The sequence below is a fragment of the Actinoplanes sp. NPDC019969 genome (assembly GCF_055562375.1).
On record NZ_JBVHFK010000002.1, the window covers coordinates 304,670 to 329,449 of the forward strand.

The 24,780-nt window shown below is 69.7% G+C and carries 23 protein-coding genes, 1 other RNA gene and 2 pseudogenes; 8 read left to right on the plus strand and 18 right to left on the minus strand.

What is annotated here, in order from left to right:
• Positions 1-37 precede the first annotated feature (37 nt).
• The 3 genes from ACZ3II_RS07950 to ACZ3II_RS07960 all read left to right on the plus strand — a co-directional run bounded on the left by ACZ3II_RS07950 (position 38) and on the right by ACZ3II_RS07960 (position 2,171).
• Complete coding sequence (locus ACZ3II_RS07950; protein ID WP_465516871.1) at positions 38-316, plus strand: hypothetical protein; 279 nt, start codon at positions 38-40, stop codon at positions 314-316.
• Between the two features lie 78 nt (positions 317-394).
• Positions 395-1,324 carry an FtsK/SpoIIIE domain-containing protein gene (locus ACZ3II_RS07955; RefSeq protein ID WP_465517249.1) on the plus strand — a complete coding sequence of 310 codons (930 nt, stop codon included), beginning with the start codon at positions 395-397 and terminating at the stop codon, positions 1,322-1,324.
• A gap of 199 nt (positions 1,325-1,523) precedes the next feature.
• On the plus strand, positions 1,524-2,171 hold the full coding sequence (locus tag ACZ3II_RS07960; RefSeq protein WP_465516872.1) for a recombinase family protein: 648 nt from the start codon (positions 1,524-1,526) through the stop codon (positions 2,169-2,171).
• 8 nt (positions 2,172-2,179) lie between these two features.
• On the opposite strand, the gene ssrA is transcribed toward ACZ3II_RS07960, so the two are convergent.
• The 8 genes from ssrA to ACZ3II_RS08000 form a co-directional block, all read right to left on the minus strand.
• Positions 2,180-2,561, minus strand: a transfer-messenger RNA (tmRNA) gene (ssrA, locus tag ACZ3II_RS07965).
• A gap of 25 nt (positions 2,562-2,586) precedes the next feature.
• Complete coding sequence (locus ACZ3II_RS07970) at positions 2,587-3,285, minus strand: cellulose binding domain-containing protein (RefSeq protein WP_465516873.1); 699 nt, start codon at positions 3,283-3,285, stop codon at positions 2,587-2,589.
• Positions 3,286-3,343: 58 nt separating this feature from the next.
• The gene (smpB, locus tag ACZ3II_RS07975; protein WP_465516874.1) at positions 3,344-3,820 is read right to left on the minus strand and encodes an SsrA-binding protein SmpB; all 477 of its coding nucleotides are present in this window, start codon (positions 3,818-3,820) and stop codon (positions 3,344-3,346) included.
• A 22-nt stretch (positions 3,821-3,842) separates the two neighbouring features.
• Positions 3,843-5,075 carry a M23 family metallopeptidase gene (locus tag ACZ3II_RS07980; protein ID WP_465516875.1) on the minus strand — a complete coding sequence of 411 codons (1,233 nt, stop codon included), beginning with the start codon at positions 5,073-5,075 and terminating at the stop codon, positions 3,843-3,845.
• Positions 5,076-5,171: 96 nt separating this feature from the next.
• On the minus strand, positions 5,172-6,047 hold the full coding sequence (gene ftsX / locus ACZ3II_RS07985; protein ID WP_465516876.1) for a permease-like cell division protein FtsX: 876 nt from the start codon (positions 6,045-6,047) through the stop codon (positions 5,172-5,174).
• Between the two features lie 66 nt (positions 6,048-6,113).
• Positions 6,114-6,794 (minus strand): cell division ATP-binding protein FtsE, encoded by a 681-nt coding sequence (gene ftsE / locus ACZ3II_RS07990; RefSeq protein WP_043522010.1) that lies wholly within the window; start codon positions 6,792-6,794, stop codon positions 6,114-6,116.
• 140 nt (positions 6,795-6,934) lie between these two features.
• Positions 6,935-8,047, minus strand: coding sequence for a peptide chain release factor 2 (gene prfB / locus ACZ3II_RS07995; protein WP_465516877.1), 1,113 nt, complete (start codon positions 8,045-8,047; stop codon positions 6,935-6,937).
• Between the two features lie 52 nt (positions 8,048-8,099).
• Positions 8,100-8,615: a PadR family transcriptional regulator gene (locus ACZ3II_RS08000; protein ID WP_043522012.1), complete on the minus strand. Its 516-nt coding sequence runs from the start codon at positions 8,613-8,615 to the stop codon at positions 8,100-8,102.
• Between the two features lie 359 nt (positions 8,616-8,974).
• Here ACZ3II_RS08000 and ACZ3II_RS08005 point away from each other — a divergent pair, with 359 nt between their 5' ends.
• Positions 8,975-10,030 (plus strand): hypothetical protein, encoded by a 1,056-nt coding sequence (locus ACZ3II_RS08005; RefSeq protein ID WP_465516878.1) that lies wholly within the window; start codon positions 8,975-8,977, stop codon positions 10,028-10,030.
• 22 nt (positions 10,031-10,052) lie between these two features.
• Here the strand turns inward: ACZ3II_RS08005 and ACZ3II_RS08010 are convergent, their stop codons facing one another.
• Entirely contained in the window at positions 10,053-10,514 is a 462-nt protein-coding gene (locus ACZ3II_RS08010; protein WP_465517250.1) for a DUF6912 family protein, read from the minus strand.
• A 209-nt stretch (positions 10,515-10,723) separates the two neighbouring features.
• On the opposite strand from ACZ3II_RS08010, the gene ACZ3II_RS08015 reads away from it, so the two are divergent.
• Positions 10,724-10,954, plus strand: a complete 231-nt coding sequence (locus ACZ3II_RS08015; RefSeq protein ID WP_465516879.1) for a helix-turn-helix transcriptional regulator — start codon at positions 10,724-10,726, stop codon at positions 10,952-10,954.
• Between the two features lie 124 nt (positions 10,955-11,078).
• The gene (locus ACZ3II_RS08020) at positions 11,079-11,795 is read left to right on the plus strand and encodes an Rv3235 family protein (RefSeq protein WP_465517251.1); all 717 of its coding nucleotides are present in this window, start codon (positions 11,079-11,081) and stop codon (positions 11,793-11,795) included.
• Between the two features lie 163 nt (positions 11,796-11,958).
• Here the strand turns inward: ACZ3II_RS08020 and ACZ3II_RS08025 are convergent.
• Positions 11,959-12,276 (minus strand): annotated as a pseudogene (locus ACZ3II_RS08025) (SEC-C metal-binding domain-containing protein); the annotation flags it as partial.
• A gap of 92 nt (positions 12,277-12,368) precedes the next feature.
• Positions 12,369-14,889 (minus strand): annotated as a pseudogene (gene secA / locus ACZ3II_RS08030) (preprotein translocase subunit SecA); the annotation flags it as partial.
• Between the two features lie 186 nt (positions 14,890-15,075).
• Here secA and ACZ3II_RS08035 point away from each other — a divergent pair.
• Complete coding sequence (locus ACZ3II_RS08035) at positions 15,076-15,948, plus strand: GNAT family N-acetyltransferase (RefSeq protein WP_465516880.1); 873 nt, start codon at positions 15,076-15,078, stop codon at positions 15,946-15,948.
• On the opposite strand, the gene hpf is transcribed toward ACZ3II_RS08035, so the two are convergent.
• From hpf to ACZ3II_RS08070, 7 genes are all read right to left on the minus strand, one after another.
• Positions 15,937-16,554, minus strand: a complete 618-nt coding sequence (gene hpf / locus ACZ3II_RS08040; protein WP_465516881.1) for a ribosome hibernation-promoting factor, HPF/YfiA family — start codon at positions 16,552-16,554, stop codon at positions 15,937-15,939. The two genes, ACZ3II_RS08035 and hpf, sit on opposite strands and share 12 nt — an antisense overlap.
• Before the next feature lie 271 nt (positions 16,555-16,825).
• Positions 16,826-17,542 carry a ComF family protein gene (locus ACZ3II_RS08045; RefSeq protein WP_465516882.1) on the minus strand — a complete coding sequence of 239 codons (717 nt, stop codon included), beginning with the start codon at positions 17,540-17,542 and terminating at the stop codon, positions 16,826-16,828.
• A gap of 1 nt (position 17,543) precedes the next feature.
• On the minus strand, positions 17,544-19,358 hold the full coding sequence (locus ACZ3II_RS08050) for an LpqB family beta-propeller domain-containing protein (RefSeq protein ID WP_465516883.1): 1,815 nt from the start codon (positions 19,356-19,358) through the stop codon (positions 17,544-17,546).
• Positions 19,358-21,010 (minus strand): MtrAB system histidine kinase MtrB, encoded by a 1,653-nt coding sequence (gene mtrB / locus ACZ3II_RS08055; protein WP_465516884.1) that lies wholly within the window; start codon positions 21,008-21,010, stop codon positions 19,358-19,360. The genes ACZ3II_RS08050 and mtrB overlap by 1 nt, the downstream gene beginning before the upstream one ends.
• 29 nt (positions 21,011-21,039) lie before the next feature.
• On the minus strand, positions 21,040-21,729 hold the full coding sequence (mtrA, locus tag ACZ3II_RS08060) for an MtrAB system response regulator MtrA (RefSeq protein WP_043522017.1): 690 nt from the start codon (positions 21,727-21,729) through the stop codon (positions 21,040-21,042).
• Positions 21,730-21,855: 126 nt separating this feature from the next.
• Positions 21,856-22,059 carry a DUF397 domain-containing protein gene (locus tag ACZ3II_RS08065; protein ID WP_465516885.1) on the minus strand — a complete coding sequence of 68 codons (204 nt, stop codon included), beginning with the start codon at positions 22,057-22,059 and terminating at the stop codon, positions 21,856-21,858.
• Between the two features lie 51 nt (positions 22,060-22,110).
• Positions 22,111-22,959 (minus strand): helix-turn-helix domain-containing protein, encoded by an 849-nt coding sequence (locus tag ACZ3II_RS08070; protein ID WP_465516886.1) that lies wholly within the window; start codon positions 22,957-22,959, stop codon positions 22,111-22,113.
• A gap of 666 nt (positions 22,960-23,625) precedes the next feature.
• On the opposite strand from ACZ3II_RS08070, the gene ACZ3II_RS08075 reads away from it, so the two are divergent.
• On the plus strand, positions 23,626-24,459 hold the full coding sequence (locus ACZ3II_RS08075; protein ID WP_465516887.1) for a DUF559 domain-containing protein: 834 nt from the start codon (positions 23,626-23,628) through the stop codon (positions 24,457-24,459).
• Positions 24,460-24,780 lie beyond the last annotated feature (321 nt).

Genomic DNA, 24,780 nt, shown 5'->3' on the forward strand with positions numbered 1-24,780 from the left:
GTGGTGGTCGCACCGGCGCCGTCGAGCCCGTGTACGCGTGGACCGCACCATTCAGGCCTGGCCCGATCTGGCCGAACAGATCGGACTCGCCGGGTCGCGGGTGCTCTCGGCGGTGGTCGACGTGTGGGGCTGGCGCGCCCGGATAACGCTGCGAGCAGGCCAGACGGTCGCAGATGCCATCGCGCAGGTACCCGCGATCGAGTCCGGACTCGGCACCCGGCCCGGAGCGGTCCGGGTCGCGCCGGATCCAGCTCACGCCGGTCGGTTCGTCATGCGAGTGCTGGCCGAGGATCCGCACGCCAACGCCGTCCCGTAGCGTGGACCGGCAGCTCGATCGGTCGCCGACCCCATCCGGCTCGGTGTCTTCGAGGACGCAGCCCATGTCGCAGTGCCGATGCTGCGTCGGCACGTCCTGGTCGGCGGCATCGCGGGTGCCGGCAAGAGCGGCATTCTCAACGTCATCATCGGCAACCTGGTCGCCTGCCCCGACGTCGTGCTCTGGGGCATCGACCTCAAGGGCGGCATGGAGCTGGGTCCCTGGGCACCCTGCCTCGCTCGGCTGGCAACCACCCCGGCCGAGGCAGAGACGATGCTGCGGGACGCGGTACGGGTGCTCGAAGCACGTGCCCGCGCGATGGCCGAGTCGTCGTCGCGGCTCTGGATACCGACCGAGAACACACCCGCGCTCGTCATCGTGGTGGACGAATACGCGGAGCTTGCCGAGCAGTCCCCCGCCGCCGTCGAGTACGCGGACTCGATCGCTCGTCGTGGCCGTGCAGTCGCCGAGACCCTGCTCGCGGCAACCCAACGTCCGACTCAGCAGGCCATGGGCAAGGGCGCCATCCGTTCACAGATGGACGTGCGAGTCTGCCTGCGCGTCCGTGAGCGCCGGGACACCGATCTCATCCTCGGTCAGGGCATGGTGACCGCCGGGTGGCACGCGCACGACCTGGACGCACCCGGCAAATTCCTCGTCTCCGCCGAGGGCTTCAAACATCCGCGCCGCGCCCGCGCCTACCTGGTGACCGACGACGACGTCCGGGTCACCGTCGAGCGGTACGCACCCGACCGCCCGGACCTGGACCGCCTGTCGGCCGATGCACTGACTGAAGAGATCTACGACGGCGTGATCCTCGATGAGGCCAACCCCGAGAAGGTGCTCTGGACCGCGCTCAACGAGGCGCCCGAGCACGGCCTATCGGTCCCCGAACTCATGCGAATGACTGGAATGAGGCGCACATGGATCTACGACCGACTCCAAGCTCACGCCACGCAGGTACGCCGCGGACGCTGGCGGATGCCAAGGGACGAGTCCGATGGATAGTCCGCGCGGACGTCCGTCTCCGCGCACGCGTCTGCGCTGCTACAGGCGCGGACGGACGGCGGACGGATGAACGGACACGAGCCCCGCCCGAAGCGGCGCCGTCGGCCCGTACGTGAGATCCGCATCGATCCCGAAGTCCTCGCGCGAGTGCTCGTCACGATCGCCGAGGAGATCAACCACAACCGAGGAGGAACCCGAGATGGCGCAGAGTCAGCGCCAGCACGACCGGCCGGCGAGCACGAACAAGCGCGCGTTCAGCTATCTGCGTGTCTCGTCGGCCGGGCAGGTCAACACCGACTACGACCCTGAGGGCATCTCGCTGCCCGCACAGCGCACGGCAATCCAGCGACGCGCAGCCGAGTTGGGCGCCGAGATCGTTGCCGAGTTCGTCGAGCCCGGTCGCTCCGCGACAACCGTGGACGGCCGGCCGGTGTTCCGAGAGATGATGGCCCGGCTCAAGGCCGAGAAAAACGTCGACTATGTGCTCGTCTACGCCCGGTCCCGACTCCACCGGAACAGCATCGACGCGGCGATCACCAAACGGGATCTTCGTAGCGCGGGCGCAACCCTGATTTCAGTCATGGACTACACCGAGGACTCGGCGATCGGTGATCTGGTCGCCACGGTGCTCGACGGGGTCAACGAGTACCAGTCCCGCGCATCGGGTGCGGACATCGCGTACAAGATGGGTCAGAAGATCATCCGGGGTGGGTCGGTGGGCCGTGCGCCGATCGGCTACCTCGGACCTGGTGTTGCCGCTGGTCAACGAGGCGAGAAACGAAAGCGGCGGCACCGATGGTGCCGCCGCTTCGAGCGAACTCTCTCCCGCTGTCGCGGGTTCAAGTAAGCCCTCTCTCGTGGAGGTGCCGGGAATCGAACCCGGGTCCTTCGTTGTTTTGTCAGGGCTTCTCCGAGCGCAGCTCACTATGCCTCTACTCGGCCCTCCGACTCACGTGAGCAAGTTCGGATGACGGGCCCAGTCACTGATTGATCTCGCCGCAAGGTCCCCGTGACCGGGACCCATTGGCCAGCCTCCTAGCTGATGCCGGTGGCTGGGACGGAGGCGCTCCCAGACCGACAGACCACGCTACTTGCCTCAGGCGGCGAGAGCGTACTGGTCAGCGTCAAACTTATCGTTGGCGCTTATAGTTTTCCGACGACCGATTCTCGAGACGACGTCGGCTTCCTCGGCTCGCTTCCCCTGTCTCCACGTACGAAGTCGAAACCAGTCACCCCCATGTCTGTTTCACAGCGTCGCAATCTTAGCTCATCCTGCAGGCTCCGCCACCGAGGGCGCAGGAGACCGGCTTCACCAGGCCGCCGGTGTCCTTGGAGGCCTGGAAGCCGGCGGTGACCGAGGCGCCGGCGGCGAGGGATCTGCCGCGCAGGGTGACGGTGTCGCCGCTGCGGCTGACCGAGGCGTTCCAGGAGCCGTGCACGTCGATGTCGGCGCTGGCGGGGTAGGTCAGGGTGACCGTCCAGTCCCGGCCGGACGTGCCGTTGTTGGTCACCCGGACCGCGGCGATGAAGCCGTCGCGCCAGGAGGCGCTGGTCGAGTACGTCATGGCCAGGGTGTCGGCGGCCGGGGCCGGGGTGGTGCGCGACGGTGCCGGTGGCGCGCTGGGGCTGGGCTTGCCGGTGGTCACCGACGGCGTGGGCGAGGCCGAGGACTTCGAGGGCGTCGGTGACGGCGACGACTTCGACGGCGACGGGGTCGGCGACGACGAGACGGACGGTGTCACCCGGGCCGACTCGACGGGCGGCGTGGTGACGGCCGGCAGGGTGCCCCCGGCTGCCTGGAGGGTGGTGGTCGGCTGGACCAGGAGCGGTTTGCCGCTGCCGTCCTCGGGGCTGCCGCCGGATCGGAACGCCACCCAGCCGACGAGGCCCAGCAGCAGCGCGGCGGCCGAGCCGAAGACGGCGCGGGCGATGATGAATTGACGTTCGGCATGCTTCGCCAACGGGTGGGCTCCCTAGTGGCAGCAGAGGATCAACGGGTCCGGCGGGCGAGAATACCCGTCAGTCCATGCCTTTGGCACGCCGCCCCATGGCTCGGTTGATCTCTTTCTGCGCGTCCCGGCTGGCCATGTCCTGACGCTTGTCGTAGCTCTTCTTGCCCTTGGCGACGCCGATCTCGACCTTCGCGTACCCGTTGTGGAAGAAGACCGAGAGCGGGACCAGGGTGACGCCGTCGTCGCGCAGCTTGCCGAGCATCTTGTGGATCTCTTCGCGATGCAACAGCAGCTTGCGTACGCGGCGCGGCTCATGGTTCGTCCAGGTGCCCTGCGTGTACTCCGGGATGTGCATCCCGTGCAGGTAGATCTCGCCGTCCTTCTCGTGGCCGAACGCGTCGACCAGCGACGACCGGCCGGCCCGCAGCGACTTCACCTCGGTGCCGGTGAGGACCATGCCGGCCTCGTAGGTGTCCAGGATGGTGTAGTCGTGGTACGCCTTGCGGTTGGAGGCGACGACCTTGCGGCCCTGTTCCCGTGGCATGAGGGAAAAGACTACCCGTGGTTCAGCAGAGACACCCGGGCAGGTAAACGAGCGGGTTTCGGGGTACGCCGCCGAAGCGCGTCTCGAAGTGCAGGTGTGCCCCGGTGGAGGCCCCGGTGCTGCCGACCCGGCCGATGATCTCGCCGCCGCGGACGTATTGCCCCACCCGGACGTACATCCGGGACTGGTGGGCGTAGCAGGTGCTGAACGTGCTCCCGCCCAGCCGTCCGTGCGAGATGCAGGTGTACCTGCCGTAGCCGCCGTTCCAGCCGGCCTGGATCACCCGGCCGGAGGTGGCGGCCCGGATCGGGCTGCCGGAGCCGGCGGCGATGTCGGTGCCGGCGTGCAGCTGCCACACGTGGTAGTACGGGTCGTAGCGGTAGCCGAAGTCGCTGGACTTCCACCCCTGGACGGGCATCAGCAGCCGTCCCCCGGAGTAGGTGGCGGCGACCCCGGACCTCGTCTCCCAGCCGCGCATGGCCGACCGTACCCGGCTCTCGGCCCGGACCGCCGCGCGGTATTGCGCGAGGACGGTGGCGCGCTGGGACTGCGCGGCCCGCAGCGCGGTCTGCCGGGCCACCACGAGCTGGTCGAGCGCCTGCCGGGCCTGGATCGCGGCGGCCTGTGCGGCCTGTGCGGCGCGGAGCCGGCCGGCGGCTACCTGTTCGGCGTTCTCGGCGGTGTACTTCGCGGCGGCGGCGCGGTCCTGCTCGATACGGGCGGCGCGCCGGGCCGCCACGAGGGCACGGACCTCGTCCTGTTCCCGGTCCATCAGGTGTTCCACGAAGCCGAGGCGGTCCATCATGTCCTGCGGCCCCGCGGCGCCGACGAGCAGGTTGATCCGGTTGAAGGTGCCGCCCATGTAGCTGGACGCGGCGATCTCGTCGACCCGCTCCCGGGCGGCCTCGACCTGCCCGGCGGCGATGGCGAAGTTCGCGGCGACCCGCTCGTGCTCCACGCGGGCGGCGTCGGCGGCCCGGCGGGCGGTGTTCGCCTCGACCTGGGTGGCGACGACGATGCCGCGGGCGGTGGCGAGCCGGTTCTGGGCGGCCGGGAGGGCGGCGCTCGCCCGGGCCAGGTTGGCCGCCGCGGCGCGGGCGGTGGCGCTGGCGCTCTCCAGGAGGGCTTCGGCCCGCTGGACGGCCTTGGCGGCGTCGTCGCCGGGGTCCGCGGCGGCGGGCCGGGGCACGACCAGGACGAATGCCGCGAGACTGAGAAGACTGAGGCAGGCGGCGATCAGACGGCGATACCTCATGGACGTCACGCTACCGCGACCAAACGCCCGCAATGCCCCAAAACGCCCGATGGCCGCAACCATCGGTTGCGGCCATCGGCAAAGTCCGGTGGAGCGTCAGACCTTGAGGTAGAAGCGCAGCGTGATCCAGGCGGTGATCGCGCTGACCAGCGAGCCGATCAGGGCCAGCAACGGCAGCATCAGCATCAGGTTGCCGGTCGGGACCGGGGTGATGATCGTGGTCAGGGCCTGGAGCTTGTTGTCCAGCAGGACGACCTTGCTGAGGCCCAGCAGACCGAAGCCGAGCAGCGCGCCGACGATGCCGGCGACCATCGCCTCCAGGACGAACGGCGCCTGGATGAACCAGTTCGAGGCGCCGACCAGTTTCATGACCGCGACCTCACGCCGCTTGCTGTACGCCGCCACCTGGATGGTGTTACCCACCAGCAGCAGGGCCGCGAGCGCCATGAAGGAGGCCACGAACAGCGCGCCCACCTGGATCGCGTTGAAGATCTCGAAGACCTTCTCCAGGGTCTGGCGCTGGTCGATGATCTGCCGGATCCCGGGCAGGCCCTCGACAGTCTTGGCGAACTCCTCGTACTTCTCCGGGTCGTTGAGCTTCACCCGGTACGACTCCGGCAGGCTGTTCGCGTTGATCGCGTTCACGAAGTCGGGCGAGTCGGCCCAGAGCTTCTTGAAGCGTTCGAGCGCCTGCTCCTTGGTCTCGTACGTCTTCTCCGCGAGCAGCGGGCTGTTGTCGATGGCCGCCGCGATCGCCTGGCGCTGACCGTCGTTGACGTCGTCGGCCAGGAAGATGGAGACCTGGATGTTGCCGTAGTAGTAGTCCTTCATCTGGTCGACCTGCATGTACATGAGCACACTGGCGCCCAGCATGAACAACGAGACCGACATGGTGATGATCATGGCGACCGTCATCGTGACGTTTCGCCACAGGCCCACCAGGACCTCGTTGAGTACGTACTTCACGCGCATCGGGGGGATCCTTCCGGGACTCCGCGTGTCGGTGCTGCAGCCTGCGTTACGAGGGCGGAGCCGGGCTTATCCGTAGACACCGCGCGCCTGGTCCCGGACGATCCGTCCGCTCTCGATCTCGATGACGCGGCGGCGCATCTGGTTGACGATGTTGGAGTCGTGCGTGACCATCACGACAGTCGTGCCGGTCCGGTTGATCCGGTCCAGCAGACGCATGATCTCGATCGAGGTGTCCGGGTCGAGGTTACCCGTGGGCTCGTCGGCCAGCAGGATCAGCGGCCGGTTCACGAAGGCCCGGGCCACCGCGACACGCTGCTGCTCACCACCGGAGAGCTCGTGCGGGTACCGGTGCTCCTTGCCGCCCAGGCCGACCAGCTCGAGGACCTCGGGCACCACCCGGCGGGCGACGGCCTTGGTCTTGCCGATCACCTCGAGGGCGAAGGCGACGTTCTCGTAGGCCGTGCGGTTGGGCAGCAGGCGGAAGTCCTGGAAGACGCAGCCGATCGAGCGGCGGAAGTGCGGGACCTTCCAGGAGCGCAGGGAGGTGACGTCCTTGGCGTTCACCACCACCTTGCCGCGGGTCGCCTGCACCTCTCTGAGCAGCAGCTTGACGATCGTCGACTTACCGGAACCGGAGGGACCGATGAAGAAGACGAACTCACCCTTCTCGATCCCGACGCTGACATTGTCCAACGACGGCCGAGACGCCTTCGGATACGTCTTCGTCACGTTCTCGAGCTGAATCACGGGACTGGAGTCTACGCGGTGTAACGAAATCGCCAACCCCGCCGGGGTCGGGAATATTCACGAGCTGCGGTAACGGCGTAATCGCACGTCACCCCGCCTGACTTTCCGTCCAGGCGGGGTAGCGCTCGGTCACCGTCGGATCAGCTGGCGAGCTGGTTCTGCTTGCGCCACTTGATGCCGGCCTCGATGAACCCGTCCACATCGCCGTCGAAGACCGACGAAGGGTTGCCGACCTCGTACTCGGTGCGCAGATCTTTCACCATCTGGTAGGGGTGCAGGACGTACGAACGCATCTGGTCGCCCCACGATCCGGTGGTGTCCAGCTTCAGGCCGGCCATCTTGGCCTCCTCCTCCTGGCGCTTCCGCTCCAGCAGCCGGGCCTGGAGAACGCGCATCGCGGCCGCCTTGTTCTGCAGCTGCGACTTCTCGTTCTGGCAGGACGCCACGATGCCGGTGGGGATGTGGGTCAGCCGGACCGCCGAGTCGGTCGTGTTGACGCTCTGCCCGCCGGGGCCGGAGGACCGGTACACGTCGACGCGGATCTCGTTCTCCGGGATGTCGACGAACTCGGTCTGCTCGACCACCGGCATCACCTCGACGCTGGCGAAGCTGGTCTGCCGGCGGCCCTGATTGTCGAACGGGCTGATCCGCACCAGGCGGTGGGTGCCGGACTCGACGCCCAGGGTGCCGTACGCGTACGGCACCTTCACCGCGAACGTGGCGGACTTGAGGCCTGCCTCCTCCGCGTACGACGTGTCGTAGACCTCGGTGGGGTAGCCGTGGCGCTCGGCCCAGCGCAGGTACATCCGCATGAGCATCTCGGCGAAGTCGGCCGCGTCCACACCGCCGGCGCCGGCCCGGATCGCCACCACGGCCTCACGAGCGTCGTACTCACCGGAGAGGAGGGTGCGGACCTCCATCTCCTCGATCTGCTTGGTCAGCGTCACGAGCTCGTCGCCGACCTCGGCGACCGACCCGGCGTCGCCCTCGGCCTCGGCCATCTCCAGCAGGAGCCCGGCGTCGTCGAGACGGGAGCGCAGGCGCTCCAGCTTGGAGATCTCCCCGGAGATGTACGCCAGGCGGCTGTTGACCTCCTGCGCACGGGCCTGGTCGTCCCAGAGGTCCGGCGCGGAGGCCTGCTCCTCGAGGTCCGCCTTGTCCCGGCGCAGCTTGTCGACGTCCAGGACGTTCTCGATGTTGCGCAGGGTCGCGTCGAGGGACTTCAGTTGCTCGGGAAAGTCGGCAGCGGTCACGACACTCAAGACTACGCCGCCCGGCCAGAATGCTGGCCGGGGCGGTCGATGTTCAGCCCGTCGGTACGGCCTTGAGCCAGGTGAGAGCGGCTTTGTGATAGGCGACCGCGAATTCCAGCGCGGCGGCGCCGAACGGGTCACCGTTCTTCTTGGCCTCCTTGGCCTGCTCTTTCGCCATCGCCATGGCCTCCGCGTGGTACTGGTTGGCGTGACTGTAGAGCTCCTGCAACTGGTCCCCGGAGTGCTGGGAGCCGAAGGCGACCCGGAGCGCCACCGGGTTGCGCAGCGCGTCCCGGCCGGGCGCCTCGGTGAGCCACCGGCTGAAGGCGCGCTTGCCGGAGGCGGTGATGGCGTAGGGCTGACTGGATCGAGGACCCGGCTTTCCGAGGCGGACGTACCCCATTTCGGCCAGTACGGGCAGTTCGCGGTAGACCTGGCTCCGCGTCATCGACCAGTAGGGCCCGAGGCGGCGTTCGGCAGCCGCCATCAGCTGACCACCGGTCATCGACCCCTCATGGAGGAGGCCGAGGAGGGCAGCCGCCGTCGGATTGATCTGGAAGTCGGGCATGCCTTCTAAGCTGCCACTTTGTCGCGCCGCCGTCCAGGATTTAGCCCGATCCGTCCAGTTTGCGCCTCCACAAACGACTGTCCCGCACAGACAGTCCGACAACGAGCGTGCCGATCCGGCGTTTCGGCGGTGAAACGGCCACTGAGCAGGTAATATGGCGCAGATAAACGGTCAGACGAACCGTTGCGGGCAGGATTCCGGCGTAAGGGTCGATTGCGACACGCGAAACCCGACAATCCGCCCATGTGCAAATAGCGCCAAGTGACCGGTCTCCTTCCGCGGCCGGTTCGGGCCCGTGCCGCCCGGTGGGCACCCTCCATCATCGGGACTGCGCAGGTTCGCCGGTTACCCTGACCCCCATGACAGACCGCCAGACCGCCGCCCCGGAGACCGTCGAGGAGTCCCGGCTCACCGTGGCGCTGCTCGCGCTGGCCGCGATCGGCTGGACCGTCGCGATGCTCTGGTCAGCGCGGGCCACCATCACCGGGCGGGACGACGCCGCGATGGAGGTGACCTCCACGGCGTACGCGCTGCCCGGCGCCGTCTCGGCCGACCTGGTGGCCGGCGCCGCCGTGGCCCTGCTGGCGCTGACCCTGATCAGCGCCCGCCGGCCGCTCGGGGCCAGCGCCCGGTTCGCCGTCGCCACCGGGGCCGGGCTGCTCACCGGTCTGCTCAGCGCGGTGCCGATCCTCACGATCAACACCGCCGGGACGATGTACGCGATCGTCGCCGGCACCATCGCCGCGGCGGCCACCATCGGCGGCGCGCTGGCCGGGCTGCGGATCCCCGCGGTGATCGCCGGGGCCGCGGCCGGCTCGGTCGGTGTCTTCCTGGTCGGCTTCCTGCTCAACCTCTTCCAGGACCCGGTGCTCGAGGCCTACGGCATCGGCGACGTCGCGTCCTCGGCCGACGCGGCACAGTGGTTCTCGTACAGTCAGGCGGCCCTCAGCGGCCTGGCCGCCGGCCTCATCCCGTACGCGCTGCTCCGCCGGGCCCGCCGCCGCACCGGCGCCGACCTGCGCTGGCCGCTGTACGCGCTGGCCGGCGCCGGGCCCGGCCTGGTCATCGTGATCGCCGAGCTGCTCGCCCGCACCGCCGGCGCCCAGGTGCTCGAGCTGGCCGGCAAGGTGAGCGAACTGGAACTCGCCGTGCAGCAGATGCTCAGCTCGGCCCGCCTCAACAACGGCCTGATCGTCCTCTTCGTGGGCGCGTTCACGGCGCTCGTCGCGGTCGGCCGCACCCTTTCCCCGGCCGCCGACGCCGACTCTCCGGCCCCCGGCGCGCCCACATCGCCGGCCGCCACCGACACCAGCCCCGTGCCGGACGACCCGGCCGTGTCCGAGCCCGCCGCGGCGGAGAGCCCCTCCACGTCCGACTCACCGGCCGCGGCCCAGCGCCCGTCCACCACCGCCTGACGGGAGGCGCGGAGCCGGCGACTCAGAGCAGTTCGTCGAGCTCGGACACCGCGTACCACTCAAGCTCGTGATCCTCGGCGCTGTCGACGGTGAACTGGGCGTCCGGGTCGCCGGCCAGGGCCTCCTCGACCACGTCGGCGGCCGCCGCGACCGACTCCGCCGCCTCCGCGCCGTCGACGTGGATGCTGGCCAGCTCCTTGATCGTCACCGGCTGCGGCAGCCGGACGGTGCTCGACCCGAGCTCGGTGTCCTCCCGGATCAGGCCGGCGGCCGGCACGTCCGCCGAGACCACGACCCGGCGGCGCGGCGCGGACGGATCGTGCCGCAGCAACTGGAGAGCGCCCTGGGCGGCGCGGGTGAAGGCGACGTACTCCAGCTCCTCCTCGTCACCCTCCGCATACCACTCCCGCAGCGCGGGCGTCACCGCGTGCGCGACCGTGGTGTGCTCGCCGAGCCGGCCGTCGGCACGCAGGGCCGCCAGCATCGGCAGGGTCGCCGGGACATAGACCCGGACCAGGTCGTTGATCGGCACGTGATTCCTCCTGCACTCGGCGCTCGGGCGAGCACAGTACACCGTCATCTCAGCCCGGGGACGCACCATTCCACCAGGAGTCTCCGGAACGTGGCAGCGTGGGCCGGCGGGCTCTGCTGATGGCAAACGGTGGCAAACTGAGGCTGTCGATAGGAGGATCCATGCCGGAGCCACGCTTCCTGCTGCTGTCCGACGTGGCCGCCGAGCTGAACGTCTCGGACTCGCAGGTCTACCACATGGTGCGCAGCGGCGAACTGCCCGCGATCAAGGTCGGTGGGCGCGGTCAGTGGCGCGTCGAGCGCGCCAAGCTGGAGGAATACATCGAGGAGAAGTACGCCGAGACGGCCGCCTGGGTCCGCGACAACCCGCTGGCGGAGCGCGAGACGGATTGACCGGACGGCGGCTTTTGCGCCTCTTCCCGGATCGATGACGCGCGGTTGCCCCGGCGTAAGCCAACGAGCCAGAATCGGGGTCATCGAAAGCAAACGGAGGCAAACACAAGAATTGGCGGTGGCGATGCGATCGGCGATCCAGATTGCACCCGCCGGGTCCCGGCCGGCGATCCGCCTGCGCCCGGTTCCCCGGTATGAACCCCCGTTCGACGACGAGTCCGCACCGCCGGAGTGGACGTCCTCGCCACGATCAGCGCCGGAGTGGCCACCAGCCGCCGGAGCAACGTCCGAGCAGCCGTCGGCGGCTCGAACAGGCGCCGACCAGCCGTCGGCGGCTCGAACGAGCGCGGAGCGGCAGGCGGCGGCTCGGCGGGGTGCCGAGCGGCGGACGGCGCCGCGGCCGGGCTCGGCGTTCGCGCCCGGTGGGCCGCCGCCGTCCGTGCTGCCCCGGCCGCCACTGCCCGCCGTCAGCGGGGTGTCCGGTGACGCGAAACTCGCCGTCCGCCGGTTCGTGCGGCTCTGCCTGGAGGTGCTCAACGGGTTCCGGCCGGCCGCTCACCTGCGCCGGGTGTCGGTTCCGGCCGAGGCCGCCGATGTGGTGGCGCAGGGCCTGGCCGGCGCGCGCCGGGTCGCCGAGCTGCGCAAGGCGGGCCGGCCCGGGTCCCGGCCACCGCAGCGACCGGCCCCGGTGGGGGTGATCGGGGTGAAGCTGTGCGAGCCGCGGGCGGGCGCGGTCGAGGCCGCCGTCACCCTGGTCACCGGCGAGCGCGCCTGGGCCATGGCCTTCCGCCTGGAGATGCACCGGCAGGCCTGGTCCGCCACCACCCTGCTGATCATCTGATCGCTACCGGACTCCCGGGGCGTCCGGCAGCGATCCGGCGGCGGCCGTCCCGGGCCACACCTGTGTGTCGAGTTCGGCCGCCCTGTGCGCCCGAAGTCGACACACGAAACGGCCCGCGGTGGTCCGGCAGGAGCCGGACCACCGCGGGCCGTCAAGAAGGGCCTCAGGCCGGGCCCGGGGCTCCGTGGCAGCGCTTGTACTTCTTGCCCGAGCCGCAGTAGCACGGCGCGTTACGCGACGGGCCGTTCGACTCGGACGAGGAGGCGGCGTGCCGGCCGCGCGGCGCTGCGGCGCTGGTGTGCGCGGGGCTGGCCGGGACCGGCGAGCCGCCCGGGCCGATCACCGTCGGGGTGGGCTCGGGCGCCGGGCCCCGCTGGATCGACGGGCTGCCGGCGCCCGCCTCGCCGTCGATGGTCGGCGCGGTGTACTGCAGGTTCTGCGGGCGGCCGGAACCGCCGAGACCCTTGGCGCGCACCTCGACGTGGTCGGGCTCGGGCTCCGGGTCGTCGTCGGGCACCTCGCCGTCGATGACCTTCGGCAGCTCGAAGGCCTGGCTCGGGTCCAGGGTGACGGTGGGCGCCTCCTCGACCTGGACCTCCAGGTTGAAGACGAAACCGACCGCCTCCTCCTTGATGCCCTCCATCATCTGGTTGAACATGTCGAAGCCCTCGCGCTGGTACTCGACCACCGGGTCGCGCTGCGCGTAGGCCCGCAGGCTGATGCCCTCCTGCAGGTAGTCCATCTCGTAGAGGTGCTCACGCCACTTGCGGTCGATCACCGAGAGGAGCACCTGGCGCTCCAGCTCACGGACCGCCTCGGGGCCCAGTTCCTCCTCGCGGCGCCCGTACGCCGCCTGCGCGTCCTGCTTCACCTGCTCGATCAGGAACTCCTGGTCGATCGTGTTCCGCTCGCCACCGGACTCCTCGACGAGGTCGTCGATCGTCAGGGTGATCGGGTAGAGCCGCTTGAGGTTGGTCCAGAGCTGATCCAGGTCCCAGTCCTCGGCGAAGCCGTCGGCGGTGGCAGCCGTGACGATGTCGGTGATGACGTCGTCGATCATGTGGGTGACCTGGTCGTGCATGTCCTCGCCGTCGAGCACGCGCTTGCGCTCGGCGTAGACGACCTGCCGCTGCTTGTTCATCACCTCGTCGTACTTGAGGACGTTCTTGCGGATCTCCGCGTTCTGCGCCTCGATCTGCGTCTGGGCGCTGCGGATCTGCTTGCTCACCATCTTCGACTCGATGGGAACGTCCTCGGGGATGTTGAACCGCTCCATGACCGCCTCGACGGCGCCGGCCCGGAACCGCTTCATCAGGTCGTCCTGCAGCGACAGGTAGAACCGGGACTCGCCCGGGTCGCCCTGCCGGCCGGACCGGCCGCGGAGCTGGTTGTCGATGCGGCGGGAGTCGTGGCGCTCGGTGCCGAGCACGTAGAGACCGCCGGCGGCCTGCACCTCGGCGGCTTCCCGCTCGGTGGCCTCCTTGACCTGCGGGAGGATCTCCTCGAGCGCCTTCGCGTACTCCTCCGGGCTCTCCACCGGGTCGAGGCCGCGCTGGTGCAGCTCGGCCGCGGCGGTGAACTCCGCGTTGCCGCCGAGCAGGATGTCGGTGCCACGACCGGCCATGTTGGTGGCCACGGTGACCGCGCCCTTCCGGCCGGCCTGGGCGATGATCGTCGCCTCCTGGGCGTGGAACTTCGCGTTCAGCACGCTGTGCGGGATGCCGCGGCGGCGCAGCAGCTGGGAGAGGATCTCCGAGTTCTCCACCGAGACCGTGCCGACCAGGACCGGCTGACCGGTCGCGTGCCGCTCGGCGATGTCCTCGATGACGGCGTTGAACTTGGCCTTCTCGGTCTTGTAGATGACGTCCGGGTGGTCGACCCGGATCATCGGGCGGTGCGTCGGGATGCTCACGACGCCGACCTTGTAGACGCTGTTGAACTCGCCGGCCTCGGTCTGCGCCGTACCGGTCATGCCGCCGAGCTTGTCGTAGAGACGGAAGTAGTTCTGCAGGGTGACGGTCGCCAGGGTCTGGTTCTCCTGCTTGACCTCCACCCCCTCCTTCGCCTCGATGGCCTGGTGCATGCCCTCGTTGTAACGGCGGCCGTGCAGGATGCGGCCGGTGAACTCGTCGACGATCAGGACCTCGCCCTCGGGGCTGACGATGTAGTCCTTGTCGCGCTTGTAGAGCTCCTTGGCCTTGATCGCGTTGTTCAGGTAGCCGACGAGCGGGGTGTTGACCGACTCGTACAGGTTGTCGATGCCGATCCGGTCCTCGACCTTGGCGACGCCGCGCTCGGTGATCGCGATGGTGCGCTTGGCGACGTCGACCTCGTAGTCGCCCTCGCCGTCCTTGCCGGGCTGCAGCCGGGCGACGATCTGGGCGAACTCGCCGTACCACCGGGCGGAGTGCTCGGCCGGGCCGGAGATGATCAGCGGGGTCCGGGCCTCGTCGATGAGGATCGAGTCCACCTCGTCGACGATCGCGAAATTGTGCCCGCGCTGCACCAGCTCGCTCTTCGACCACGCCATGTTGTCGCGCAGGTAGTCGAAGCCGAACTCGTTGTTCGTCCCGTACGTGATGTCGCACTCGTAGGCGGCGCGGTGCTCGGCGGCCGGCCGGTTCGGCAGGATGACACCGACGCTGAGACCGAGGAACACGTGCACCCGGCCGACCCACTCGGCGTCACGCTGCGCCAGGTAGTCGTTCACCGTGATGATGTGCACGCCCTTGCCGCTCAACGCGTTGAGGTAGGCCGGGAACACGCCGGTCAGGGTCTTGCCCTCACCGGTCTTCATCTCCGGGATGTTGCCGAAGTGCAGGGCGGCCCCGCCCATCAGCTGGACGTCGTACGCCCGCTGGCCGAGGACGCGCTTGGCGCCCTCGCGGGCCACCGCGAAGGCCTCCGGCAGCAGGTCGTCCAGGGACTCGCCGTCCTGATAGCGATCCTTGAAGTGCTGGGTGCAATCGCGCAGCTCGTCATCGGTCAGGTCGACGTAGTCGTCCTCGATCGAATTGACCGCGTCCGCGATCGCCTTGAGCCGTCGCACCATGCGGCCTTCGCCGGCGCGGAGGATCTTTTCCAATATCGACACGGGTCAACGCTCCCCTAGACAGTCTGCCGAACCATCGTAGGCACCTTCACCGGAGACCTGTGACCCTGGCCTCCGGTGAAAGTTGCAAAGAGGGCGAAAGGCACCGCGAAGTTCGCTGACAGCGCAGTCGCCGACTTGTTCGAAACGTGTTTGGCGGCCGGGCGCGTCCCGGAGAGGATGGGCCATGTGGATCAAAACAGTGGGAAGCGGGCCGAGGACGCGGGCTCCGGCCGGGAAGTCCGGCTGCGGGAGGTCGGCCCCGGGTCGTGGGCGGTCGTCGACGAGGAGACCGGCCAGGCCGTCAGCGGGACGGCGGGCCGGCTGGAGCTGCTGACCCGCTGGGACGACCCGGCGGCCCAGCGTGCCGCCATCGCCGCCGGTTACACCCGGGAGGGCGTCCGGCGCGGAGACCCGGAGCTGCTGGTCTGGTCGCGGCTGCCCGGCGACCCGGAGGGCCCGGCTCCGCGCCTGCTCCCCGACCTGCCCGACGGCGCGATCTCCGACGGCGTGGTGACCCTGCGGCCGCTCGGCGAGCAGGACATCGACTTCTACACCGAGCTGCACAACATCCCCGACGTGGTGGCCACCAGCGTCCCTCCGGAGGTGAAGTCGGCGGAGGAGATCCACCGGCGCTGCACCCGGTCCGCGGCGCACTGGCTGGCCGGGCACCGGGCCGACATGGTGATCCTGGACGCGGCGACCGGCGCGCGGGCGGGCCAGATCGACCTGTACTACCAGGAGCCGCCGACCGGTCAGGCGATGATCGGGTACAGCATGCTTCCGGCGTACCGCAAGAGGGGTTTCACCAGCCGGGCAGCACAGCTGGTCGCGCTCTGGGCCTTCGCCGAGACGGGCATCGCGCGCCTGATCGCCGGCACGCTGCCGACGAACGTCGGGTCGCAGCGGGTGCTGGAGAGGGCCGGTTTCACGCGCGAGGCATACCTGCGGTCGCGGCTGCCGGGCCCGGACGGGACCCGCACCGACGACCTGCAGTACGTGCTGCTCGCCGAAGACCTGCTCGCACAGGTCTCCGGCGAGGGCGGAACGTCACATGCCTAGGCTGAGAATGCCGTAGTCGTAGCCACGGCGGCGGTAGACGACACTGGGCCGGCCGCTCTCCTTGTCATGGAACAGGTAGAAGTCGTGGCCGACGAGCTCCATCTGGAAGAGGGCGTCGTCGACGGTCATCGGCTCGGCCGAGTGCTCCTTCTCCCGCACGATGCGCCACGGCTGGTTCTCGTCGTGCTCGCTCGGCTCGGTGTCCAGCACCGGCTCGGTCAGCGTGGCGGTCCGGCCGTTGGTCAGGTCGGTGGGGAGGTTGGCGGTGGCGGCGGCGACGGAGATCGGCGCGTGCCTGCCGCGGTGCACCCGGCGCCGGTCGGCGGAGCGGCGCAGCCGGGCGTCCAGTTTGTTGATCGCGCAGTCCAGGGCTGCGTAGAAATCCTGTGCCTGGGCCTCGGCCCGGACCACCGGCCCCTTGGTCATGACCGTGATCTCGACACGCTGGCAGATGTCGGCCTGTCGCGGGTTGCGTTCGTGGAACAACTCCACGTCCGCCCTCATCAGCTTCTGGTCGTAACGCTCGACCTTGCTCAGCTTGTCGGCGACATGCTCTCGATAGTGGTCGGGAACCTCTACGTTGCGGCCCTTGACGACAATGTCCACTCGTGACCTCCCCCAACGTTGTGCTTGCGGGCGCCGATTCGCGGCGCAGCCCGGCTACTGGGTGAAAACGCCGTATCGGGATCGACCACCTGACACGGCCTATGAGAGTGAGACGACTCCTTTCCGGTGCGGCGAAAGCGCTCCCGGTGGCGGGCGGGTAATGTCACTCGCCCTCGTCACCTAGACGCTAACCTGCCTATGCCCGCCCGTCACCCCTCGTTCGGGATACCTGATGGCTGACGTTGGCCTCTATCGGCACCCGGGGGCGGGATCACAGGGAAATGCCGGGACGGAATCCACGTAGTTGCGTCGCTGCGAGCACTGCGGCACCTGTGACCTGCATGTCCGCCTCCTCAAGCCGGCGTGCCACCGCTGCCAGAGTGGCCCCGGTGGTGACGATGTCATCCGCCACCACAAGCGTGCCTCGGGATCTCCCGTCGCGCCGCAGAACGCCGATTCGGGCCGTCATTCGCAGCGAATTGACAGCTACGGTCGCCCGTTCGGATGCATCCAATGACGTTGAGTCAGGCCGGGGCAGGGCACGCAGCGGTTGCACCACGTTCACGCGGTAGCCGGCGGCCCGCAACCGGCGGGCGGCGTGACCGGTGAGCCGGGCCATGTGATCGCCGTACCGCTCCCGTCGGGCCGCCGCCGTGGACGGGACCGGGATCACCGTCACCGGGCGGTCCCGGGGCGCGAGCGCGGCGACGGCGCCGGCCAGCAGCGCGCCGAGCGGCCGGGCGAGCCGGTGCCGGCCCTTCTCCTTGTACGCCAGCAACGCGCCCCGCAGCGCCCCGTCGTACGCCCCGACCGTCACACAGGCCGGAAACCCGTGCGGCGGCGGCGTCGGCACGGCAGGCCGCGGCCGCAACCCTTCCAGCTCCGCCACACAGCCCGCACAGGTCCCATAGGTGAGCCGGACCCGATCCGCCCCGCAGCCCGCGCACGCGCCCGGCAGCACCAGGTCGGCCAGCTCCCCGAGAACCATGTCAGTTCAGGAACATCGGCGCGGAGGGCACCACGCCGTCCCGTTTCTGCTCGGGCGGACCGGCCAGATGCTCGACGGTGATCTGCTGGGAGGAGGTGGCGAACGCCTCCCAGGCGTCGTTGCCGGTCGAGTAGAGCACCGAGCCGCCGTTCGCGCTGAGGGCCGGGTTCGCGGAGTACGCCGTCAGGTACGTCACCGACACCTTGCCCATGTCCTGCAGCCACACCGCCTGCAGGCCCCCGTCGATCGACACGTTGAGGATGGAGGTCCGGTCGCCGGCGCCGACGCCGCTCACGGTGAGCGACGACTCGGCGCTGAAGTCCACCGCCGTCACCGTCCGCAACGGCTGCTCCAGCTCCTGCGGCGCGGTCAGCGTGAGCCGGTCGGCGTCACCGGTGAGCACGGCCCGGTACAGGCGGCCGCCGGCGACGAGGGCCACCCGGTGCCCGTCCGGCGCGACGGTGATCGCCGTGAGCGGCCCGTCCACCCCCGGCCACTGGACGAGCTCGGCCGGGCCGCCCTGCGCCCGGAAACGCCACAGCCTGCCGTCCGCGATCACCAGGCCGACCCCGCCGTCGACGCGGTCGGCGGCGCTGATCGCCCAGACCGGGTATCCGATCCGGGGCGGCAGGCCGGAGACATCCTTCAGGGCGGCAGTCTCGCCGATCGGGGCGGAACCGGCCTTGAGCTTTTCGTTCTTGCCGGACCCGGTGACCACGGCGGTGAAGATGCCGCTGCTGGAGGTGCTGAGAGCGGCCCGGGAGATGTCCTTGTTGGCCTCGGGGGCGATCCCGGGCACCGAGTCCGCGTTCGGCCGCTCGGAGTCCTCCAGCCGCCGGATGGCGCGGTTGTAGACCGCGTAGCGCTCCGAGGAGACGGTGGACGAGCGATACGCCGGGTTGCTGGTCAGGAAGTCGGAGCCGGAGTAGGTGCGGGGCTCCTGGTGGCCGATCCGCAGCTCCAGGAACTCCGGGAGCAGGCGGCGCAGCGACCACTGCACCTGCCGGCGCAGACGGTCCAGCGCCTCCTCCGCCTTCTCGGTCGGCAGGGCCTGCGCGCTCAGCGAGATCACCAGGCGGTCCTGGTCGATCTCGGGGACCTTGCCTTCGAGTTTGGTGCCGTCCAGCAGGGGCTGCACCGCGTCGCGCAGCCACGGCGCGGGACCTGCGATCAGCCAGTTCAGGATGATCGTCGGCTCCTGCTCGATCGGCACGTCCTTGAGCAGGTAACGAACGTCCGGGAGCAGGCCGGTGTGTTCGGTGTTCCAGAAATAGATCGTCCGCTCGTCGTAGAAGTCGGTCAGCGCGGTGTCGCTGAGCAGCAGGAACGGCGGCGGGTTCGTCACGTAGAGACCGTCGCCGGTGACCTCGTCCAGGGCGAACTCGTACGTGCTGGCCGAGCCGGAGCGCTCGGCGGTCGGCTCCAGCATCCCGTTCTTGCCGAGGGTGCCGACCAGCTCGTAGTCGATGCTGACCTGATCCTGCCCGGCGTCCAGCAGCGGCGGGCTGGTCAGCCGGATCACCCGCAGCGTGGCCGGCGGGGTGAACTTGTCCCGCGCCGCCGGCGACATGAACTGCTTGACCCGCTCCAGGGCGCCGTCGTAGTCACCGGCGGCGGCCCGCAGATAGTTGTTGACGAACTGCACCCGATCACTGGTCGCATCCCGGGTCACCTCGTTGCGCGAACTCCGGTCGCCGGTGGAGGTGCCGCTCGAAGGACCCGGGCCGAGATCGGTCACGCCGGACTCGTCGGCGATCCCGCAGCCGCCCAGCAGGAGCACAGCCACCGCCGCGCCCGCGATCACCACACGCACCATCAGCTCACCTCCGCGGTCCGGTCCCGGGGAATCAGCGGCAGGGGCGCGGCGACCAGACGATCACCGGCCCGCACCGGCAGGGTGAGCCGGAACTGGGCGCCCTCGCCGGGCGCGCCCCACGCCTCCAGCCAGCCGCCGTGCAGCCGGGCGTCCTCCACACTGATGGACAGGCCGAGGCCGGTGCCACCGGTCTGCCGGGCCCGGGACGGGTCGGCCCGCCAGAACCGGTTGAACACCAGGCGCTCCTCGCCCGGTTTCAAGCCGATGCCGTGGTCGCGGACGGTGATCGCCACCGCCGCGTCGTCGGTCGCCATGGTGATCTGCACCGGTTTCGCCTCGCCGTGCTCGATCGCGTTGCCCACCAGGTTGCGCAGCACCCGCTCGACCCGGCGGGGGTCGACCTCGGCGATCACCGGGGTGTCCGGCAGGCGCAGGTCCAGCTCGACGCCGACCCGGTCGGCCAGGCCGGTCAGGCGCTCGGCCACCCGCTCGGCGATCGGGACCAGGTCGGTGTGCTCGGCGTCCAGCGCGGCGAACCCGGCGTCGAACCGGCTGATCTCCAGCAGGTCGGTGAGCAGCTCCTCGAAACGGTCCAGCTCGGCCTGCAGCAGCTCGGCACTGCGCGCGACCGCCGGATCGAACTCCTCCCGCTCGGAGAAGATCAGGTCGGCGGCCATCCGTACGGTCGTCAGCGGCGTCCGCAGCTCGTGCGACACGTCCGAGGTGAACCGCCGCTGCAGCCGGGACATCTCCTCCAGCCGGACGATCTGCCGCTGCAGGTTGGCCGCCATCTGGTTGAACGCCGCCGCCAGCAGCGCCAGGTCGTCCTCGCCGTTCACCTTCATCCGCTGGTCGAGCAGGCCCGCGGAGAGCCGCTGGGCGGTCCGCGCGGCGATCCGGACCGGGGTCACCACCAGCCGGGTGACCAGGCCGGCCACCACGCCCAGCAGGATCACCAGGGCCAGGCCGGTGGCCAGCACCGTGGTGCGGATCAGGTTGGCGTCCTGGTCCTCGCTGGTCAGCGGAACGATGTAGTACAGCTCGACGTGACCGAACTTGGTGGGCACCGGAGACCCGTACACCAGGTATTTGGTGGTCTCGCCTTTGATCTCCACCGTCCGGATCTGGCTCGCCTTGCGGCCCGAACCGGACGACACCTTGTCGATCATCTCGGGCGTGATCAGCGCGCCGGTGTCGACATCCGGCACGGCGACGGCGTGCAGCTGGTCGGTGTGCCGCTCCGCGCGGATCGAGATGATCGACCTGCCGCGCGCCGTCGGGTCGCCGTCGGCCAGCTCGTTGACCAGGTCGTTGATGGCCCGGGGCAGCTCCGGGTCACGGGCCTGCGGATAGAGGCCGAGCTGCCGGAACGCGTAGTCGACCTTGCTGTTCATCGTCGTGTCGGCCTCGCGCTCGGCACGGCTCAGCAGGATCTCGGCGCTGCGATTGGCGATGTACGCACCGAAGGTGCCGACCAGCAGGCTGGAGGCGACGAGGGTCAGCGCCACCACCCGTAGCTGCAGCGAACGGCGCCAGGCCCGGCGGGCCGGCGCCGTGTAGCGCAGCAGGTGCTGGGCGACCACGCGCCACCAGCGCCGCACCTCTCGCAGGGCACGGCGCACGGGCATCGGGAGCCAGGTCGGAGCACGCATCTCGCGGCAAGGTTAGCCGCTGCGAGCGGTCACCCGGTGCCCGCCTTGTAGCCGACACCACGGACCGTCAGGATGATCTCCGGTCGCTCCGGGTCCGGTTCGATCTTGGCGCGCAGCCGCTGGACGTGCACGTTGACCAGCCGGGTGTCGGCGGCGTGCCGGTAACCCCAGACCTGCTCCAGCAGCACCTCGCGGGTGAAGACCTGGCGCGGCTTGCGGGCCAGCGCCACCAGCAGGTCGAACTCCAGCGGGGTGAGCTTCACCTCCTCGCCGTCCCGGGCCACCGTGTGCGCCGGGACGTCGATGGTGATCTGGTTGCCGGGCGGGCCGATGGTCAGCATCTCCGGCGCGGCGTCCTCACCGCGGCGCAGCCGGGCCCGCATTCGGGCCACCAGCTCCTTGGGCTTGAACGGCTTGACCACATAGTCGTCGGCGCCGGACTCCAGGCCCAGCACCACGTCCACGGTGTCGCTCTTGGCGGTCAGCATCACGATCGGGACACCCGACTCGGCGCGGATCGCCCGTGCGACGTCGATGCCGCTCATGCCCGGCAGCATCAGGTCGAGCAGGACGATGTCCGGACGGTTCTCCCGGAAGGCGGCCAGGGCACGCTCACCGTCCGCCACGAAGGAAGGGAGGAATCCCTCGCTGCGCAGGACGATGCCGAGCATCTCGGCCAACGCGGGATCGTCATCGACGACCAGTACCCGGGCTCTCATGCGGTCCAATATTGCACTGTCCTCCCGGTCCGCGCGCTACCTGGGGGGCGATCTTGCCCGGGAGACTGCCCACGAACAGAGAAAAACGGGCGGTCCCGGACCGGGACCGCCCGTGGCGCGCATCGGTCACGCACCGGGCCGGTCGAACTCCCCTGCACGGACGGCGGCGATGAAGCCGGTCCAGTCACCGGCGCCGAAGGAGAGCACCGGACCGGTGACGTCCTTCGAGTCGCGAACCAGCACCGCGGCCGGAGCCTCGGCGACTTCGACGCAGTGCCCGGCAGCGCCACTGCGGCTGCTCTTGCGCCAGGTCAGCGTGGTGTCGTTCATGGTCATCTCCTTGACGTGGAATGCATCTCCATTGGACCCCACGGACGGAGATCACCGAGCCAATTGATCCCTCGTCTCAGCGATGGCCGTTCGGCTCTGTTCTGGCGACGAAGCGCGTTCCTGCAGGTCATCGAAGGCGTTCTGATACACGTCGATCTCCTCGGGCTTCACCCTGAAGAGGCCGCCGGTCAGCCCTTCGATGTGCACCACCGGGTTACGGGTCCCGGCCGGAAACTCCATGATCATGAACGATTCGGTCAGCCCGGCGTGCGCGCCCGCCCCGAACGGCAGGATCAGCAGCTCCACCCCGGGACTGCCGCTGGCCTCGTAGAGCCGGTCGAGCTGGCGGCGCTGCACCTCCGGGCCACCGATCTGCCGGTGCAGGACCGCCTCGTCCAGGACGATCCGCATCGTCGGCGGCAGCGGCCGGGTCGGCGACTTCTGCCGGGCCATCCGCAACGCGAGCCGGCGCCGCAGAATCTCCGAGTCGTCGACGTCCGCGCCCGCCTCGATCACCGCGCGGGCGTACTCGTCGGTCTGCAGCAGGCCCGGAACCACCTGCGCCTCCCACTCCGAGATGCGCATCGCCTCACCCTCGAGGGCGAGGTATTCGTCGTAGGGGTCCGGAACCGACGACCGGTATTCCGTCCACCAGGCCCGGGTCCGGCCCCGCCGCGCCAGGTCACGCAGCCGGCCGCGGTCCTCGATGGCGACCCCGTACAGCGTGAGGAGCCGGTCCAGGTCGGGCTCGCTGATCCCGGTGTGCGCCGTCTCGATCCGGCTGAGTTTCGACTCCGACCACCCGAGCGCCGTCGCGACGTCGACCGCGCGGCGCTCACCGCGAAGCCGGCGCAGTTCACCGCCGAGCTCCCGGCGTGCTGTCGATGTCGGCCTCGCCACGACGCCCACCATATCGACGCAGCGGCACCCTGGTGCAAGTTGCACACGCGGTTCGCTGCCGAAACCAGCCTCGCGCGACCGTCACTCAGCGCCATGCGGCCTGTTCGGAGGGCTTCTGGCGAGCGCCGGCGGGCCACACATACACCCCGAGGAGGGACTTCGAAAATCTTGCGTCGTACGACCTATATCGTCCCGAAAACCCTGACCAGTCCCGTGCCTGTCCCCCGCGACGAGCGCGCGTCACTCACCGGGGCTGCCGCGCCTCCGCTCACCCCCGGTTCGCCAGCCGTCGCCCAGCCCTGTCACGCCGGCCCGAAAACCGCCTTGGGCGACGGCCGGCGGCCCCAGCCGTCGCTCAGACCCGTCACCACGACCGCATAACCGGCTTGAGCGACGGCCGGCGGCCTCAGCCGTCGCGTGGACCTGTCACCACGACTGCTGACCGGCTTGAGCGACGGCCGGCGGCACTGAGCCGTCGATCGGAGCTGTGACGGCGGTCTGAGCGATGGCGGGACGCATGCTCGGGTTATCCACAGGGGGGAACGGGCGGCGGGTGACTTTCGCGATGCTGGCGCCGTGCCGCGTACGCCGAGAATTCCGCCCGAACTGTCGACCGGTCCCTTCCGCGGCTCGCAAGCCGTCGCCTCCGGTGTGATCACCAGAGCGATGCTGGCGAGCAGCGGATGGCGACGGCTGCTGCCTGACGTCTACGTACGCCGGGACGCCGAACCGGACCATCGCGCCTGGTGTGCCGCCGCCATGCTCGCGCTGCCGTCCTGTACCGCCATCGGCGGCGCCAGCGCGGCCTTCCTGTGGGGCGCACCGGTCACGCCGAGGAGGGTTCACGTGGTCGCCCCTCGAACGCGGCGGCTGCGGCGGGACGAACGGCTCGCGATCCACTACACGACGCTCGCCGGAACCGACGTGACGACGCTGAACGAACTGCGGGTCACCACGCCGGAACGTACCGTTTTCGACCTTGGACGGCGCAGCGGACGGGCGGAAACCCTGGCGGTGCTCGACAGCATGTTGCACCGGCATCTGCTCGACCCGTGGCGGCTCCAGCGGATGATGCGCGAGCGGGGCGGCTGGCCACGGGCCGCCGACCTGGCACGACTGCTTCCGCTGGCCGACGCGCGGAGCGAATCGCCGATGGAGACGCGGTTGAGGCTGCTCCTCACCGACCTGGGGACTCCGCCGCCGGAGAGCCAGTGGGAGGTCCGTGACGGCGACGGCATCCTGCTCGGGCGGCTGGATCTGGCCTGGCCGGAGTACCGGATCGGTGTCGAGTACGACGGCGACCACCATCGTGGGCCGCAGCAGTTCCGCCGTGACCTGGATCGGCTGAATCATCTCCACATGGCCGGGTGGACCGTCCTGCGATTCACATCCGATGACGTCCTTCGACGGCCTGCCGAGACCGCGCGCATGATCCGCACCGCGATCGAGCCGTCGCTCAGGCGCGAGCCGTCGCTCAAGCCGGTCATTTGGCCCGCATAACCGGCCCCAGCGACGGCCGAGGGCCGAAAACCGGCCCCAGCGACGGCCAAAAGCCGGAAAGCGGCCTCAGCGACGGCTGAGGGGCCGGGAGTTGGCTCGATGGGCGATCGATGGGTGGCGAATAGCGAACGGGGCGACAGGCCTGAGCCCGCCGCCCCGTTCATCCCCCCGGTTTGGTACCGCGCGCGTCCGTGGGACCCCCCGATCACCAATGACGCTGCGTGCTCTTAGATTCACACTCTGCAACCGTCATGTCAAGTTATTTGCAGAAATTTCGGGCGTGGCACGCTCACTGGGAGGCACCGGCACGGCCGACCCCGA

Coding starts and splice junctions, on each gene's coding strand:
- ACZ3II_RS07955 (WP_465517249.1), top strand. CDS start 395: ATGCTGCGTCGGCACGTCCTGGTCGGCGGCATCGCGGGTGCCGGCAAG.
- ACZ3II_RS07960 (WP_465516872.1), top strand. CDS start 1,524: ATGGCGCAGAGTCAGCGCCAGCACGACCGGCCGGCGAGCACGAACAAG.
- smpB (WP_465516874.1), bottom strand. CDS start 3,820: ATGCCACGGGAACAGGGCCGCAAGGTCGTCGCCTCCAACCGCAAGGCG.
- ACZ3II_RS07980 (WP_465516875.1), bottom strand. CDS start 5,075: ATGAGGTATCGCCGTCTGATCGCCGCCTGCCTCAGTCTTCTCAGTCTC.
- ftsX (WP_465516876.1), bottom strand. CDS start 6,047: ATGCGCGTGAAGTACGTACTCAACGAGGTCCTGGTGGGCCTGTGGCGA.
- ACZ3II_RS08000 (WP_043522012.1), bottom strand. CDS start 8,615: ATGCCCGACTTCCAGATCAATCCGACGGCGGCTGCCCTCCTCGGCCTC.
- ACZ3II_RS08005 (WP_465516878.1), top strand. CDS start 8,975: ATGACAGACCGCCAGACCGCCGCCCCGGAGACCGTCGAGGAGTCCCGG.
- ACZ3II_RS08010 (WP_465517250.1), bottom strand. CDS start 10,514: ATGCTGGCGGCCCTGCGTGCCGACGGCCGGCTCGGCGAGCACACCACG.
- ACZ3II_RS08015 (WP_465516879.1), top strand. CDS start 10,724: ATGCCGGAGCCACGCTTCCTGCTGCTGTCCGACGTGGCCGCCGAGCTG.
- ACZ3II_RS08020 (WP_465517251.1), top strand. CDS start 11,079: ATGCGATCGGCGATCCAGATTGCACCCGCCGGGTCCCGGCCGGCGATC.
- ACZ3II_RS08045 (WP_465516882.1), bottom strand. CDS start 17,542: ATGGTTCTCGGGGAGCTGGCCGACCTGGTGCTGCCGGGCGCGTGCGCG.
- ACZ3II_RS08050 (WP_465516883.1), bottom strand. CDS start 19,358: ATGGTGCGTGTGGTGATCGCGGGCGCGGCGGTGGCTGTGCTCCTGCTG.
- mtrB (WP_465516884.1), bottom strand. CDS start 21,010: ATGCGTGCTCCGACCTGGCTCCCGATGCCCGTGCGCCGTGCCCTGCGA.
- mtrA (WP_043522017.1), bottom strand. CDS start 21,729: ATGAGAGCCCGGGTACTGGTCGTCGATGACGATCCCGCGTTGGCCGAG.
- ACZ3II_RS08065 (WP_465516885.1), bottom strand. CDS start 22,059: ATGAACGACACCACGCTGACCTGGCGCAAGAGCAGCCGCAGTGGCGCT.
- ACZ3II_RS08075 (WP_465516887.1), top strand. CDS start 23,626: ATGCTGGCGAGCAGCGGATGGCGACGGCTGCTGCCTGACGTCTACGTA.